Origin of the sequence: Pelagibacterium sp. H642 (assembly GCF_031202855.1) — a bacterium.
Lineage (GTDB): Bacteria > Pseudomonadota > Alphaproteobacteria > Rhizobiales > Devosiaceae > Pelagibacterium.
In genome coordinates, this window is the sequence record NZ_CP101829.1 from 588904 (window position 1) to 603513 (window position 14610).

Sequence of the window (14610 nt, forward strand, 5' to 3'; positions counted from 1 at the left end):
ATGGATGATACCGAAGCCACTGCCCCCAAACGCAACTCCCTGGTGCTGGTCCTCGGCGGATTGGCCGTGGTCGGCTGGCTGGCCTTCCTGGTGCTCTGGCTCACCTCTTCCACCAACAGCGGAAGCCTGCAGAACGCGGTCAACGCGCTGACTTCCGAACGCGATCAACTGGCCAGCGACCTCGCCGCCATGGAAGAATCCGGGGCGACGCTGGACGAACTGAGAACCGAGATTGCGACGCTGACCGAAGAACGGGATACTCTTGCCAGCGAGCGCGACGCCATCGTGAGCGAGAGCGAAGACGCGCAACAGGCGCTTGAAACCGCCAACACCGAATTGCAAACCACGACCGACGCGCTTGCCGAGAGGCAGGGCCGGATCGAGGAGTTGCAAGCCAATCTGGCGGAAGCCGAGCAATCGTTCTCGGAGGTTCAGGACCGGATCGCACAAAGCACCGCCGAGCTTGCCGATGTGGGCAGCAGGTTGGAAACGGCGCGGGCCGAAGAGGCGCAATTGCGCCAGACGGCAGCACAGCTCACCCAGGAAGCGGCGGACGCAACGAGCGCGGCCTCGGAAATCGAGGCGGAAGTTCAAGCGGCCCGCGAAGCCCAGGCCGCCGCGCAGAACCAGTTGGCCGAACTTCGCGCCAGCCAGGCCGAATTCGAGGAACAGCGCGAAAGCCTTGAAACGGAGGTCGCCGATCTCGAAGCCCAACGTGCGCAATTGCAATCCCAGATCGAGAACGCCCAGGCCCAGCGCGACGAATTGCAGGCCCAGGCTTCTTCCCTGGCCGATACGCTATCGGATCGCGGCGAGGAGGTTGCGGCGCTCGAAGCACAGATTACCGAGCTTCAGGAGCAAGGCGATGCCGCGGCAAGGGCGGCCACCGAGGGACTCGCGCCGGGCCGATATGTCGCCCAGAGCGAGGGACCGCAGGTACTGACGTTCCTCTTCGGGGAGGACGGATCGTTTGCAGCCTGGCCGAGCCTGGTTCTTGACGCATCGGCGTCCGACCCGGCGATGAGCGGCACCTATTCTGCCGGTGAGGCTTCGCTGGTGATCGAGGAGATCGATGGCAGCAGCAGCATCGAGACGCCGATTTCCTGCGACTTCGCGCCGGGGGACGCGGGACTCGTGCTGGAGGGCGATTGCATTCTCAGCGGACTGACATTGCGTCAGCTTCAATAGACGAAAGGCTCCGGGACCATCCGGAGCCTTTTTTCATATCCACTGCCCATTGGGGTTGAGGCAATTGAATGTCTGGCCGTCGACTTCGACAGTCAGGGAGATGTCGTAGCTGGGCGCATTGCCGACGCTCACGCGTCCGAGCGAGATGGGGCCGGCCGTCTGCGCAGAAAAGCCACCGCCCTGATTGATATTGGTACTACCGGCACCGCCAACGGTTTTGACCGAAAAACGGTAGGTGCCGCTGACGGGCCCCTGGGCGTTGTAAATCGCTTCAAGGCTTGTTCCGCCGCCGGTTTCCGTTGCCACGACTTCGCAAGGTACGGGCCGAGTGGTTCCCGCGGCGCTGTCGGCGGAACCGGCATAGCTGGCGGTGCCGATGGCAGCGATTGCGACAAAGGCGGCGGCGGAGAGCATATAAATCCTGTTGCGTGTAATGGTGCCGATCATGGGCTCCTCCTTTTCCCGCCGGCCGGGCCGAAGGCCCGATCCGGCTGCGGAGATTTCAGCTTAAATCAAGGGCAGACCTGAACAAAGGCCGCGACATTGCCCGAACCGTACTGATCGACATTGGCCGAGCAGCCATTGCCGACCTGAACGCCGGCGGCGACATTGCCATTGCCGTCCTGAGTCAGGATCGAGGTGTGGTTGGAGCCGAACTGGCCGACGCCGGCCTGGTTGTTGTTGCCGTACTGCCAGGTTTCGGCGCTGTTCCGGCGGCCCTCCTGGCCGGTGGCGGCGGTGTTGCCGTGGCCGTACTGGTTGTTGGACGTGGAATTGCGCCAGCCGTTCTGGTGGATGCCGATCTTGTTGCCCCAGCCTGACTGATGGCCGCCGGCGGAGTGGTTCCAGCCCCACTGATTGATGAAGATATCGTTGGCCGCGGCGGGTGCGGCGACAGCGCCGAAGCTGGCGGCGGCGAGGGTGGCTGCGATAACGAATTTCCTGATCATGTTCCGTCTCCTGGTTGACTGGCGGGTGCTGCTGCCGCCGGATGTCTCTTGCAGGATCAGGTTTAGAGCCGGGCGTTGGAACCGGCCCTGAATCGAATGTTCAGAAAGCATTCATAGCGCACGACCGTGCATATCGGGGTCGAGACCGGCCAATGTGCGGATGATCGACACGTCTATATGGCGATCACCGAAATGCTCTGCGAAAGCCTATTCTTCGGGCTCCCAATCGACCCAATCGATGATGTGACTCTCCCAATCGTCGGTGTTGGCATCCTCTTCGGCAACCGTACGATTGCGTATGGAAATACCCGCTGCATGGACGGTGTTGGGATCGCCCGACACGAGCGGATGCCACCAGGCGAGCCCCCTGCCCTCGGCGATGCGGCGATAGGCGCAGCTTTTGGGAATCCAGGCGATCTGCCCGACCTTTTCAGGCGTGAGCTTGATGCAATCGGGAACCTTGGCCTGCCGGTTGGGATAATCGGAACAGGCGCAGGTCTCACCGTCGAGCAGTTTGCAGCGCACATTGGCGGCATAGATCTGGCCGGTGTCCTCGTCTTCGAGCTTCAAAAGACAGCAGCGGCCGCAGCCGTCGCAGAGCGCTTCCCACTCTTCGGTGGTCATCGCTTCGAGCGGCTTTTCATCCCAAAAGGCCATGGGCGAAACCCACTCCACATTCATTTCATCCGGCCGCACCTGACTAAGCGGGCCTTAACTCAATTGGAAGGCTTTACACAAAATTGTGGTGCCGATCCGCAACGATAGCCTTACAATACAACCGATCCGGGATCCAGCGCGCCCGGACGCGCGTTGACGAGCGAGCAGAACCGAAGGGCCCACGGTGCAAGACCCGTTTTACAGCAAACAGAAGCGCTCCAAGGGCAAGAACCGGCTGCTCGAGGCCGATGCCTGGCTCGACTCGTTCCTCTATGACGGCATGCGGTCCACGGGCCGGGTCTATACCAAGATCCAGGACTTCTTCTCGCTGTTCTCGGTTCGCGGCATAAGCCGTTTTCTGGTCGAAATTGCGTCGGATGCGCTCAGCTTCGGAGCAATGGGCGCCGTGCTGATGGTGGCGCTGGCGCTTTCGGCCATGGATGCAACCGCTTCGGGCGAATTCAACCGGGCCGAGGACTATTCGGTGATCTTCCTCGACCGCTACGGCAACGAGATCGGGCGCCGTGGCATCCGCGCCGACGATTCGGTGGCGCTGTCCGAGATTCCCGATTTTCTGATCCGGGCGACGCTGGCGACCGAGGACCGGCGGTTTTACGAGCATTTCGGCATCGACGTCTGGGGCACGGTCCGGGCCCTTCTCTCAAACGCCGAAGGCGATTCGAGCCTGCAGGGCGGCTCCTCAATCACCCAGCAATTGGCCAAGAACCTGTTCCTCTCCAACGAGCGCACCATCGAGCGCAAGATCAAGGAACTGTTCCTCTCGTTCTGGCTGGAAGCCAATTATTCCAAGGACGAAATCCTAAAGCTCTACCTCGACCGCGCCTATATGGGCGGCGGCAATTTCGGGGTGGTGGCGGCGGCCGAATATTATTTCGGCAAGCAGATCCAGGATATCGACCTTGCCGAAGCGGCCATGCTGGCGGGGCTTTACAAGGCGCCGACGCGCTTTGCCCCGCATGTGGATATCGCGGCGGCGCGCGGGCGGGCCAATGTGGTGCTCACCAACATGGTCAACGCCGGATATCTGACCGAAGGGCAAGTGACCGCCGCGCGCCGGCGCCCGGCCGAGCCGGTGGACCGCTCCGAAGAGGTCAATTCGCCCAACTATTTCCTCGACTGGGCTTTCCTCGAGACCAAGCGGATCGTGGGCGACAGCCCCGAACTGGGCTTTGTGGTGCGCACCACCATCGATCCGGACCTCCAGACCCACGCCGAGGACGCGATCATCTCGGTGCTGCGCGAACAGGGCGCGGCCTACAATGTGAGCCAGGGCGCCATGGTGGTGATGGAGCACAATGGGGCGGTGCGGGCCATGGTGGGCGGCACCGATTACGGCCAGAGCCAGTTCAACCGCGCCACCGCGCCCAACCGGCAACCGGGATCGGCCTTCAAGCCCTTCGTTTACGCCACCGCGTTCGAGATGCTCGGGATGACGCCGCGCGATGCCATTTCGGACGCTCCGGTCTGTATCGGCAATTGGTGTCCGCAGAACTATGGCCGCTCCTATCGCGGCTCGACAACCATCCGGGCGGCGGTCGCGTCCTCGATCAACACCGTTCCGGTGCGGCTGTCGATCGAGACCGGCCGCCAGCCGATCGCCGACATGGCGCACCGGCTGGGCATCCGGAACGAATTTCCGGTGACCCGCTCGCTGGCCCTGGGCGTGGCCTCGGTGAGCGCGCTCGACATGGCATCCTCCTATGCGGTGTTCGCCAATGGCGGCTACAGGGCCACTGGGTTCGGCATCACGCGCATCACCACGCTGCGGGGCGAAGTGGTCTATGAAGCCAATCCCGACCAGGGCCGCGAGCGCGTGCTGGACGAGCAGGTGGTGCTGGCGATGAACGACGTGCTCAATGCCGTCAATTACGAGGGCACCGGCGGGCGAGCCGTGGTCGAAGGCGTGCCCAGCGCCGGCAAGACGGGCACGACCAGTTCGTATCGCGATGCCTGGTATGTGGGCTATACCGGCAATTATGTCGCTTCGGTCTGGTACGGAAACGACAATTACGAGGCCATGAACAACCTCACCGGCGGCACGCTGCCGGCGATGAGCTGGCAGAAATTCATGGCCTATGCGCACTCCAATATCGAGGTCAAACCGCTGTTCGGCGTCGACATGGAACCGCGGCCGCTGGTGATTGCCGATGCCGAGGGCGGCGACGGGGAAGAGACCGCGCCCGAACGCGCACCGACCCTGGCCCCGGCCGCCGCGATCAAGCTCCTTGATCTGTCCGAGAAAATGCGCGAGGCACTCGCCAATGGCGCCGGCGGCGCGCTCAACCAGGCCGCCCTGCCCTCGAATAACGAAAGTCTCTGACGTCTTGGGGTTGCTGTTCCGACTGCTGGTGGGCCTCGCTGTGGCGATTGCCGTGGGGTTTGGCGCGAGCTATTACGCGCTGACCGACGGCCGGCTGTTCGCGGCGGTGCGGGTGGGGCCGTGGGCCGCATGGCCGCAGGTGGGCCAACCGCTGCCCGACCCTTATACGCGGGCCTATCTCGCCCGATCCGGCCATCTCCAGCTCGGCTATGCCGAGGGTATCCGGTTTGTCGCCCAAACCGACGACGCGGGCGAACCGCTCAATGCGAACTGCCATTACCGGGTGAGCGGGCGCGTTCCGGGGGCGAGCTTCTGGACACTGGCGGCGACCGATCTCGCGGGGGTCAACATCGCGGCTTCGCCCGAGCTGATGGCGCTGCACAGCGAGCGGCTGGCGCGCAGCGGGGATGGCGCGCTGGTTGCCAGCATCAGCCCTGAACTGGCGCCGCAGAACTGGCTGGAAATCGAGCCCGGCGGGCCGTTTCAGCTTCAGTTGACGCTTTACGACGCCGTGGTGTTTTCGGGCGGCAACACGACGGTGGATGCCATGCCATCGATCGAGAGAGTCGGGTGTCCATGAGCCGACTGTTTTTCTGGATCATCGGCGGATTGGTGCTGGGGGGCGTGATCCATCTGATCGTCATCCTCACACTGCCCAATGCGGCCACGCACGACATCTGGAACCGGCTCGAGGAGGCCGCGCCGCTCGAAACGCTGGTGGTGCTCGAGGATTTGGCGCCGGGTGAGCCCAATCCTCTCGGGCTCGACCCGGAACTGCTCTATGCGGTGTGCCGGCTGGAGCTGGAGGATGGTCCGGGGATCGTTAACGGGCAATTGCCCCTCGCCTTCTGGTCGGTGGCGGTTTTCAACCGGCAGGGGCATGTCATCTATTCGACCACCAACCGGTCGGGATCGGGTGCGCTGCTGGACATGGGGCTGTTCAATCCGGCGCAGACGCGGCTGCTGGCGGAACAGCGCTTCGAGATCGACGAAGGGCTGTTGATCGTGGAGGCCGGTGGAAACGACGCCGCCGTGGTGGTGCGGCTGGCCCCGCCGCATCCGGCCATGCGCGAGCGCTATCGCGAGGCGCTGGCGGCGCTGGATTGCGGGACGATCCGGTAGGGATACACTTCTTCTGAGGGCGTGGGGGCCTTGCGGGTCTCCGGGTCGCGCCCGAAGACGACGAGGTGGGGAGTGCGGGTATGAGGTTCAGGCGATTGCGCGTGTCGCTGGCTCAGAGCACCCCTCATCCGTCTCGCCCTTTGGGCGATCCACCTTCTCCCTCAAGGGGAGAAGGAAGGGTGCTGCTGGCGTTGGAGCAAAGCCCGTTCGCTGGTTTCCGACTGAGCTTGCCAAGGACTACCCTTCTCCCCTTGAGGGAGAAGGTGGCCGCGAAGCGTCGGATGAGGGGTGCGCTGAGGTTGCGCGAAGGAAAGAGTCGAAGGCGGTGCGCATACCTTGCCCCGGGCCCGGGGTGACACGGTGGGGGTGGGGAAGCGCTGTGGCTGGGTTCGGAAGCGAGCGCGGCGGAATGATGGGTGGGGTGGGTGCGGTAGGCGGCGGTGTCGGTTATTTGCGGACGAGTGTGGCGGGTTGGGGCAGTTGGTAGCGGGAGGGGAGGCCCGTGTCCTTGAAGACCATTCCTCCGCTACCGGTGAGGCAGAAATCGCCGGCGCGGGCGCGGGTGACGTAGGGTTCCATGCGCGCGAGCTGGGCATCGACGATGCGGGCTTCCTCGTGCGGGGTTTCGACCAGGAGGCGTTCGAGCGCGGTCGAATAGGATGCGTAGCGATAGGCCAGAGCGCGGGTGAACCAGGCGATCTTTTGCTGGTTCTCCCATCGGCGCGCCTCGACCTCGGCGGGCGCATCGGGAGCGGCGAGGGATACGTTCGCGACCGCGATGGCGCGCTGGCGATCGACCTCGAGCACCCGGCAGATGGCAGCGAAGGTTCCGGGGATCGTGGCGATATCGATTTCGATATCGTTGGCGACCCTGCTGTAGCGCACGCGGGAGGATTGGAAATCCGTGCCGCGCAGATAGGCGTAGTACCGATCGACGACGAATTGCGTATCGAGATTGGCCCCCAGCCGGGTGCGCTGGATTTCGACGGCGCTGTCGTAGAACCAGTCATGGGCGTGAGGCGCGATGAGGAAACGCCAGACGCGATCGTGCATCTCGCGTTCCTGATCGGTGAGGTTGAAATCGGAAACCGGCTCGCCCCGGTACGCAGCGGCCCTCTGGCCGATGGCCGGCAGGATCTCGTCATGAAGCACGCCGGGCTGGGCGCGGCCGAAATCGCCCGTGGGGCGCGTGGTGCAGGCGGCAAGCAAAACAAGCGTCGTGGCGGCCAGAGCGCCGCGAATCAACCAGTGTTTCAACGCCCTCAGCCCTTGCGTGTCCGCTTCAATCTACGGGTCGGCTTGGGTGTGGTGGCGACGGCGCCGCGCTCATAGCGCACGCCGGTGAACAAGATGACCTCCGCAGGCCCGCACGCCGGCGCTACCGACAGCGGACGCGGGACCTTGGGGCTGAAGTGTAACAGCGTACCCATCGATGGCCTCGTTTTTCCGTTCGTCCCCGGGCGAGCCCCCAAGCGACCCTATGCCGTTCCGGGCGATCCGAACAGGGCCCATTAAGACTTCGTCAAGGTTAACAGTCCGCTAACGAATCTGGATCAATGTGGGACACATGACTGTGGACCGGGGGAATGAGTCGACCAAATGATCGGCTTTCAGCCATATGAGACCTTCCAGTTGCTGATCGAGACGGGTGGAACCGAGCGGGCCAACACCCTTTTGATCGCGGCGTGCGACGCCTATGCCCGACGAGCCAAGCCGCTGGCGGCCGAAGCCGAGCAGTTCGAGGCACTGGCCAAGCGGCTGTTCCCCACGGCAGCGCCGGAGGCGCGGACCAAAGCGGCGGGCATTCTCGCCAGCGCGCAAAATCTCACCCCGTCGCTGGAAATCCTCGTTTACGAAAACCTCGGCACCGGGCTGATCGCGCATCTGGAAAGCGCGCCCACGCTCTCGGACGACCTGCTGTTCCGGCTGATCGAAAAGGGCAATATCGACGTGATCGCCGCCATCGCGCGGCGGCCGGGGCTGTCCGGCGCCATTCTGGCGCGCCTGTTTCCCATCAACAGCCGCAAGGTTTATCGCGCGCTGGCGGGCAACACCGCGATTGCGCCACGCGGGGCGTATCTGACGGCACTCACCCGGTCGGCGGAGATGGATCACGAAGTCGCCGCCGTCCTGGCCCGGCGGGATGATTTCGATGCGGCGCTTTTGACGGGCGTGTTCTTCGACCTGCCCGAAGAGGGGCGGATCAACGTGCTCAAGGCCTATGGCAGGCGCAGCCTGCCGCACGTGCCGATGATGCGCACATTCGAGCAGATATCGGTGGCGACCGAGGAATTCACCGGCGCGCTGATGAAGCTGTTTTCGGATAACCGGCGGCCCAAGATCACGCGGCTGCTGCACCAGATCACCGGGCTCGATGAGCTGCGCTGCGCCGAAATTGCCCACGACACCAGCGGAGCGGCGCTGTTCGTTGTGCTGCGGGCGTTCGGGTGCACGTCCTATGACGGGCTCAAGGTGCTCATCCACGCGACCAGCCATGACGAGGACCGATCCAAGACGCTTGCCGGGTTTGCGAGGCTGTTCGAGGACGTATCGGTGTCCGCGATGGTCTATGTGATGAGCGTGTGGCGCGGGGACGCCAAGGCCGGCGAACTCAGCAAGCCCGAATACGGCCGTGTCACCGAGCCGAGCCGGCGGACGCCTGCCGCCCAGCGCGGCGGAGGCGTGGGCGAACGGGCGCTGGAAGCGCTGGACAGGCTGAAATCGAGCCGCAAGGCGGGTTAACGGCCATCGGGGCTGTGCCGAGCCGGCGCGTTACCGGATCAAAGATCCTAGACCACATCCACCCCGATATCTTCGCCGCGCAAGTCGAGCGAAAGCACCCAGAGGTCTTGGTCGAACTCTATCTCGCGGGAGATGCGGTCCTTGACCGTGAGCGGGTCGGTGCGGCTGAAGCGCTTCTGAAAAACGCGATCGGCGGGCGGGGAATCGAGCAGCGCGCCGGGCGCGGGGGTGAAGAGCGAGACGGTGCCATCGAGGTGATCGACCTCGATCCAAACCTGTCCGGCGATGGCGTCGCCGCGCCGGGAGACGACGCAGAAATTGCCCTGGTCGTTGTGGCGCCGCACGAAGGCGGCGCACCAGATGTCTGACCGCAATTGCTGCATGGTCCCTCCCCTACCGGATTAGAGGTAGGCGCCCGCTTCGACCAGCATCTGGCGGAGCATGGGAGAAACCTCCCCGGTCGGCCGGTAATTGTTGAAGATCTGGAACTGGCGGATGGCGCGAGCCGTGGCCTCGTCGGCGACCCCGTTGACCGGAGCCTGCAGGAAGCCAAGGCGGCTGAGGCCGCGCTGGATGTCGCTGACCAGATCACGATCGAGCGCCGGGGGAACGTCCGGATCGGCGGCTTCGGCGGGGGCCGGTGCCGGGGCGGGGACATCGGGCGAGATATCGGCGACCGTCTGGCGCTCCTGGGTCGGCTGGGCGGCGGGCTCGGAAGGCGCCGAGGCCGCTTCTTCCTGCATCCGGGCAACGAGCGGTGCGATCTCATCGGTCGTGGGTTCGGCGGCCACCGATGGCGAGGGCGCCGGGGCCGGCGCCTCGGAGGTCTGGAGCGGCGCGTTGCGCACGGCTTCGATGACCTGCGGGGTGGCGGCGCCGGTGCGCGGGAGATTGAAGCGCGATTCGAAGGCGCGGATGGCATCGGCGGTGTTGGGGCCGTAATAGCCGTCGACCGTGCCGTTGAACAAGCCGAGCGCCTGGAGCTTTTCCTGCAGTTCGGCAATGTCCTGATTGCCGATGGCCGGAGCTTGGGCCTGGGCGGCGGGTTCGGGCTCCGCCGAGGCTTCGGGCTGTGGCTGAGGCGCGGGTTCTGCTGGAGTGCGCTCGGCGGCCGGTTCGGGCGCGGGGCGCTGGGGAATGGATTCGGGCTCGACCACGACGGGGCGGATCGGGGCCGAATTTGCGGCGCCGGAGACAAAGAGCGGCGCGGGGTGACGCTCCTCCTGCAGGAACACGGCATTGGTGGCGGCCATGAGCGTCAGGCCGGACACCAGAATGAGCCCCGTGGCAGCGACCGGCGAACGCAGGAACTGGTTTGCGCTCCAGACAGCGGCGCGGCTTGCCAGCCCCGCCGCGCTGGCGCCGACTGCCAAGGGAATCTGGGCAAGAGCTGACGTCATTGTGCTACGCTTCTTCTTTCGTCTTCGAGCCATTTTTCTTCGTCGCTGTCACGCCTGGTCTTGTAGAGGTGCTCGATGGTCGCCGTGCGCATGGCGCGCGAGGGACCATCGATGGGCAGCAGCACGCTGACCGTGGTGCCCACGCCCGGTTCGGAGACCACTTCCAGCCGCCCTTCATGCAGGGACACCAGGCCCTTCACGATCGAGAGGCCCAGCCCGGTCCCCTCATAGCGCCGCGACAGGGTGTCCTGGGCCTGGAGGAACGGTTCGCCGATCCGCTCGACCGTCTCACGATGCATGCCTATGCCCGAATCGGTGACCGAAATGTTGAGCATCCGGCCCTGGCGCTTGAGAGAAAGGGAGACACTGGCGCCATCGTGGCTGAATTTGACGGCGTTGGACAGCAGGTTGATGAGAATCTGACGGCAGGCGCGCTCGTCGCCCACGATCTGGGGCAGCCGATCGGGGATGGCGGTTTCGATGGTGATCGCCCGATCCCGGCCAAGCTTTTCCACCATCTGCAGACAGGGCTCGATCAGGTCATGGGGGGCGAAGAGTTCGGCCTGGACCTCGAACTTGCCCGCTTCGATCTTGGACATATCGAGCAGCATGTTGACCACGTCGAGCAGGTGATGGCCGCTGCGGCTGATATGGCCGGCATATTCGGCATGGGTAGGCGAAAGCGTGCCGCCAATGCCTTCGCTCATCATGTCGGAAAAGCCGACGATGGCATTGAGCGGGGTGCGCAACTCGTGCCCGATGGTGGCGAGGAACCGCGACTTGGCTTGCGAGGCGTCCTCGGCCTGCTTGCGGGCGGTTTCGAGCTGGCGCTCGGCATCCTTGCGGGCGCTGATGTCGCGCAGGACGCCCAGCACTTCGCAAGGCGCGGACGCCTCGGGGGCGATAAGCAGCGGGGCGAGCGAAAGTTCGATCCAGAGATAGCGCGCACTGGCACCGGGCTCGGCGGTATCGCGGCGCAGGCGCAGCTCGATCGTCGCTGGAGCGGCACCGTTGGCGGCGTCGGAAATGGCCTTGCGATAGGCCGGCCGGTCCATGACGTGGACGCGCTCGAAAAGGCCTGAGCCATCGAGTTCGAAGCGCCGGCAACCGAGCAATTTGCCCGCCGAGGCGGAAACGAAGGTGGGTACGCCCTCCGCATCGTAGCGGATCACCGCGCCGAACATGGTTTCGGCCAAGGCGGCGAGGCTTTGCGTCTGGTTGCGCGGCGGTGTCGCCAACACGCCAACGCGGAGGGCGACGAGCGCTGCAATCGCAAGGGTGGCGGCGATGGCACAGATGAGCGGAACCAGACTGGCGCCGAGCAACAGACCGATGGACAAGGGAGCGGCGAGAGCAATCGCGGCGGCGAGTGCAAGCGTGATGGGTTTGCGGCGTGCGTCGCCCGCACCATCGGCCGGACGTCCCGATAGCGCCCACTGGCTCGCGACACTCAAAACTGCAAACGGATTACGCATGAACGCTCTACTCTTGGGGCCACGATACGCTGTGACCAGGCTTTGGGGAGATGTTCCCCGCCGCTTGCGCCACACTTCCACCCAAGCCCTAAAACACCCTTAAGTCCCAAGGCGTTTGGCAGCAGGGAGCGGGGAATCAGGCAATGCGCGAGGGCGATTTCTGGGGGTAGCGTAAACAGAGTGTTGCTTAACGCGACCGTGCCCGGACCGGCGGCATTTGCTAAAAATTTTAGCCAAGTTTTCCAATAATGCTTCACATCGCGGCGCTAGGCTGTTTCCCTAAGCTGTCCTGAACAAAAGGACGACCAAGGGTATTCGGCATGTTCCTGATCCGCTCAGCTTTCTGGCTTTCCGCCGCCTTCATCGTCATGGCACCGACCGTGGGGATGGATGTGGGCGAAGCCGCGCGCTCGACGGGCGAGCAGCTCGTGAGCCAGGGCGCCCAGACCGCCAGCCAAGTGCTGCTGCCCGAAAGCTGCGACACGCTCGAATGCACCGTGGGAAGGTCGGTGCTGACGCGGGTTGCCGCTGCGCCGGCGCCTGTCGAGATCGTCGAGGCACCGGCACCGCAATCTTCCGGCGCAGCCGCGTTCCCTCCGCCCCGGCCCGATTGGGCGTATTAGCCCCTGCCCCTTTCATTGCCGCGCCGCAGGGTCTAAAGAGCGGGCATGAACAAGACGACGCCTGCCTTTGACGAGATCGCCGAGAACCTCTCTTTCCTCGATGACTGGGAGGACCGCTACCGCTACATCATCGAACTCGGTCAGGGATTGGCTCTGCTGACCGATGAGGAGCGATCGGCCGATAACAAGGTGCATGGCTGCGCCTCGCAGGTGTGGCTGGTGACCGAAAGCGCGCCGGGCGATGCCGGCACGATCCTCACCTTCCGCGGCGATTCCGACGCGATGATCGTCAAGGGGCTGATCGCCATCGTGCTGGCGCTCTATTCGGGCCGCACCGCCGCCGATATTGCGGCGACCGACGCCATGCCGATCCTCGATTCGATCGGGCTGCGTGAGCATCTTTCCACGCAGCGCTCCAACGGGCTGGCGGCAATGGTGGCGCGGTTGCGCGCCGATGCGCAGGCCAGCTAGGGCTGTTTGCCGAGACATTCCGGGCGCCTTGCATGAGTTCGCGGAGACGGAAGCCTTGCGGGGCTCCGGGTAAAGCCCGAAGACGACGAGGGGTGGAGCGGAATGGCGTTCGGGTCTAGCCGAACTCGTTGGGGCGGGCGCCCTCGGCGAGCCAGGAGCGGTTGCGGGTGGTGGCAACGCCGGTGGCGATCGGGGTGAGGCCGAAATGCTGGGCGGCGGCTTCCAGGGCGATGCGCAGGACGAGCTTGGCGCTGCGGCGCGGCCAGCCACGCTCGGTCTCGACCTCCTGCAGCCCTTTTTCAAAGCCGCAGATGTCGATGACAAGATCGGCGCAATCAGGCGGAAGGGCACGATAAAGACCGGCCAACTGCCGGCGGGCGTCGACGGCCATATCGCCGATGTCGTTGGCATGGCCGGCATCGCTACCCACGCGCGGCCCGTAATGCATGGTGGTGCGCGGGCGCAACCGGCTTCTTTCGAACAACGTCTGCACGCGATGGGCCGCCTCGAGATGATGCGAGTCGAGATAGGCCGGCTCACTTCCCCTGCCCCGTCCCAAGAGAGCCAGGGCGGCGTTTTCCTGGTCACGCATGGGCATGGTGCACCTCGCTTGCCTGGCGGACACCCGCACCGCACATCCGAGTGATCTCGGCTTCAAGGGCCAGGATGCGGGCATCGGCGGGGCTGCCTTCGTCGCGGCCATCCTCGACCTGCTTGCAGGCATGGGCCACTGTGGTGCGGTCGCGGCCGAAGAACTGGCCCACCTGGGTCAGCGTCAGCCCCAGGAGCGTGTGACACAGATACATGGCCAATTGCCGGGCGCTGGCCGTGTGCAGGCGCATGCGCGAGCGGGCGAAGAAATCGCAATAGCGAACACCGGTCGCGGAAGCCACCGTCAGCACCACCAACCGGCAATCGCGCCGCAGCGCTGGCGAAAGCAGCTCCCGATGATGCCGCGCGGCGTTGGAAATCCAGATCGTCATAGGACCACTCTCTCATAATATAGGATATAATTCCTATAACGGAGAGTGCGGACGCGGGGATAAGTTGCGGGCGACTATTTTACGTCAGTTCGGTCAGGCGGGGACAACAAGGCGCTGGACAAAGAAAAAGGGCCGCGGATGCGGCCCTTGAACAAAAACAGTCTTCGGAGAACGGATCAGCCGGCCTTGCGGCCCAACCCGTTGTCCTTGGCAAGCTTGGAGCGGGTCGCCGAATAGGACGGCGCGACCATAGGATAATCGGCCGGCAGACCCCACTTCTCGCGGTATTCTTCCGGCGAGAGATTGTAGTGGGTGCGCAGGTGGCGCTTGAGCGACTTGAACTTCTTACCGTCTTCCAGGCAGACGATATAATCGGGGGTCACCGATTTGCGGACCGGAACGGCGGGCTTTTTTTCTTCGGCCGGCGCCGCGACTTCCTCGGTGCCCAGCGCCTTGAGGGCTGCATGGACATCCGCGATCAGGCGCGGAAGATCAGTCGGGCTAATGGCATTATGGCTTACATAAGCTGCAACGATATCAGTACTGTATTCGACAAGGTCCAGCTCGACCTTGTTCTCGGCGGGGGCCAGAGCGGTCATCGCAAATCCCTTCTTGCGTATGAGGGCTAATTAATCGGTCTCCGGACAATTCCCGGATG

At 64.4% G+C, this 14610-nt stretch carries 18 protein-coding genes; 7 read left to right on the forward strand and 11 right to left on the reverse strand.

All coding sequences use genetic code 11. The annotated features are described in order from the left end of the window. Positions 1-1188 carry a hypothetical protein gene (locus NO934_RS02940; protein WP_309162168.1) on the forward strand — a complete coding sequence of 396 codons (1188 nt, stop codon included), beginning with the start codon at positions 1-3 and terminating at the stop codon, positions 1186-1188. Between the two features lie 33 nt (positions 1189-1221). Here NO934_RS02940 and csgH read toward each other — a convergent pair whose 3' ends face one another. The 3 genes from csgH to NO934_RS02955 form a co-directional block, all read right to left on the reverse strand. Then, positions 1222-1635, reverse strand: a complete 414-nt coding sequence (gene csgH, locus NO934_RS02945; RefSeq protein WP_309162170.1) for a curli-like amyloid fiber formation chaperone CsgH — start codon at positions 1633-1635, stop codon at positions 1222-1224. A 65-nt stretch (positions 1636-1700) separates the two neighbouring features. Beyond that, the gene (locus NO934_RS02950; RefSeq protein WP_309162171.1) at positions 1701-2138 is read right to left on the reverse strand and encodes a curlin; all 438 of its coding nucleotides are present in this window, start codon (positions 2136-2138) and stop codon (positions 1701-1703) included. A 207-nt stretch (positions 2139-2345) separates the two neighbouring features. Further along, positions 2346-2795, reverse strand: coding sequence for a YcgN family cysteine cluster protein (locus NO934_RS02955; protein WP_309162172.1), 450 nt, complete (start codon positions 2793-2795; stop codon positions 2346-2348). Positions 2796-2979: 184 nt separating this feature from the next. On the opposite strand from NO934_RS02955, the gene NO934_RS02960 reads away from it, so the two are divergent. The 3 genes from NO934_RS02960 to NO934_RS02970 are packed head-to-tail and all read left to right on the forward strand — an operon-like array spanning position 2980 to position 6258. Beyond that, complete coding sequence (locus NO934_RS02960; protein WP_309162174.1) at positions 2980-5136, forward strand: PBP1A family penicillin-binding protein; 2157 nt, start codon at positions 2980-2982, stop codon at positions 5134-5136. Positions 5137-5140: 4 nt separating this feature from the next. Then, positions 5141-5716, forward strand: a complete 576-nt coding sequence (locus tag NO934_RS02965) for a DUF1214 domain-containing protein (RefSeq protein ID WP_309162175.1) — start codon at positions 5141-5143, stop codon at positions 5714-5716. Continuing rightward, positions 5713-6258, forward strand: a complete 546-nt coding sequence (locus NO934_RS02970; RefSeq protein WP_309162176.1) for a hypothetical protein — start codon at positions 5713-5715, stop codon at positions 6256-6258. The genes NO934_RS02965 and NO934_RS02970 overlap by 4 nt, the downstream gene beginning before the upstream one ends. Positions 6259-6705: 447 nt before the next feature. Here the strand turns inward: NO934_RS02970 and NO934_RS02975 are convergent, their stop codons facing one another. Continuing rightward, a complete protein-coding gene (locus NO934_RS02975) occupies positions 6706-7515 on the reverse strand; it encodes a hypothetical protein (protein ID WP_309162177.1) in 810 nt (269 codons plus the stop codon). A gap of 5 nt (positions 7516-7520) precedes the next feature. Continuing rightward, a complete protein-coding gene (locus tag NO934_RS02980; protein ID WP_309162178.1) occupies positions 7521-7688 on the reverse strand; it encodes a hypothetical protein in 168 nt (55 codons plus the stop codon). 169 nt (positions 7689-7857) lie between these two features. On the opposite strand from NO934_RS02980, the gene NO934_RS02985 reads away from it, so the two are divergent. After that, complete coding sequence (locus NO934_RS02985) at positions 7858-9000, forward strand: DUF2336 domain-containing protein (protein ID WP_309162179.1); 1143 nt, start codon at positions 7858-7860, stop codon at positions 8998-9000. A 47-nt stretch (positions 9001-9047) separates the two neighbouring features. On the opposite strand, the gene NO934_RS02990 is transcribed toward NO934_RS02985, so the two are convergent. Genes NO934_RS02990 through NO934_RS03000 form a run of 3 tightly spaced genes read right to left on the reverse strand, consistent with a single transcriptional unit; the run spans position 9048 to position 11875 of the window. Further along, positions 9048-9383, reverse strand: coding sequence for a DUF1491 family protein (locus NO934_RS02990; RefSeq protein WP_309162180.1), 336 nt, complete (start codon positions 9381-9383; stop codon positions 9048-9050). Positions 9384-9401: 18 nt separating this feature from the next. Beyond that, complete coding sequence (locus NO934_RS02995) at positions 9402-10400, reverse strand: peptidoglycan-binding domain-containing protein (protein ID WP_309162181.1); 999 nt, start codon at positions 10398-10400, stop codon at positions 9402-9404. Further along, the gene (locus NO934_RS03000) at positions 10397-11875 is read right to left on the reverse strand and encodes a PAS domain-containing sensor histidine kinase (RefSeq protein ID WP_309162182.1); all 1479 of its coding nucleotides are present in this window, start codon (positions 11873-11875) and stop codon (positions 10397-10399) included. The genes NO934_RS02995 and NO934_RS03000 overlap by 4 nt, the downstream gene beginning before the upstream one ends. 320 nt (positions 11876-12195) lie before the next feature. Here NO934_RS03000 and NO934_RS03005 point away from each other — a divergent pair, with 320 nt between their 5' ends. Both NO934_RS03005 and NO934_RS03010 read left to right on the forward strand, forming a co-directional pair. Beyond that, positions 12196-12498: a hypothetical protein gene (locus tag NO934_RS03005; protein WP_309162183.1), complete on the forward strand. Its 303-nt coding sequence runs from the start codon at positions 12196-12198 to the stop codon at positions 12496-12498. Between the two features lie 45 nt (positions 12499-12543). Then, a complete protein-coding gene (locus NO934_RS03010; protein ID WP_309162184.1) occupies positions 12544-12969 on the forward strand; it encodes a SufE family protein in 426 nt (141 codons plus the stop codon). A gap of 115 nt (positions 12970-13084) precedes the next feature. On the opposite strand, the gene NO934_RS03015 is transcribed toward NO934_RS03010, so the two are convergent. From NO934_RS03015 to NO934_RS03025, 3 genes are all read right to left on the reverse strand, one after another. Continuing rightward, the gene (locus tag NO934_RS03015) at positions 13085-13567 is read right to left on the reverse strand and encodes a DUF6456 domain-containing protein (protein ID WP_309162185.1); all 483 of its coding nucleotides are present in this window, start codon (positions 13565-13567) and stop codon (positions 13085-13087) included. After that, on the reverse strand, positions 13554-13952 hold the full coding sequence (locus tag NO934_RS03020; protein ID WP_309162186.1) for a helix-turn-helix domain-containing protein: 399 nt from the start codon (positions 13950-13952) through the stop codon (positions 13554-13556). The genes NO934_RS03015 and NO934_RS03020 overlap by 14 nt, the downstream gene beginning before the upstream one ends. Positions 13953-14128: 176 nt before the next feature. Continuing rightward, positions 14129-14551, reverse strand: coding sequence for a MucR family transcriptional regulator (locus NO934_RS03025; RefSeq protein ID WP_309162187.1), 423 nt, complete (start codon positions 14549-14551; stop codon positions 14129-14131). Between the last annotated feature and the right edge of the window lie 59 nt (positions 14552-14610).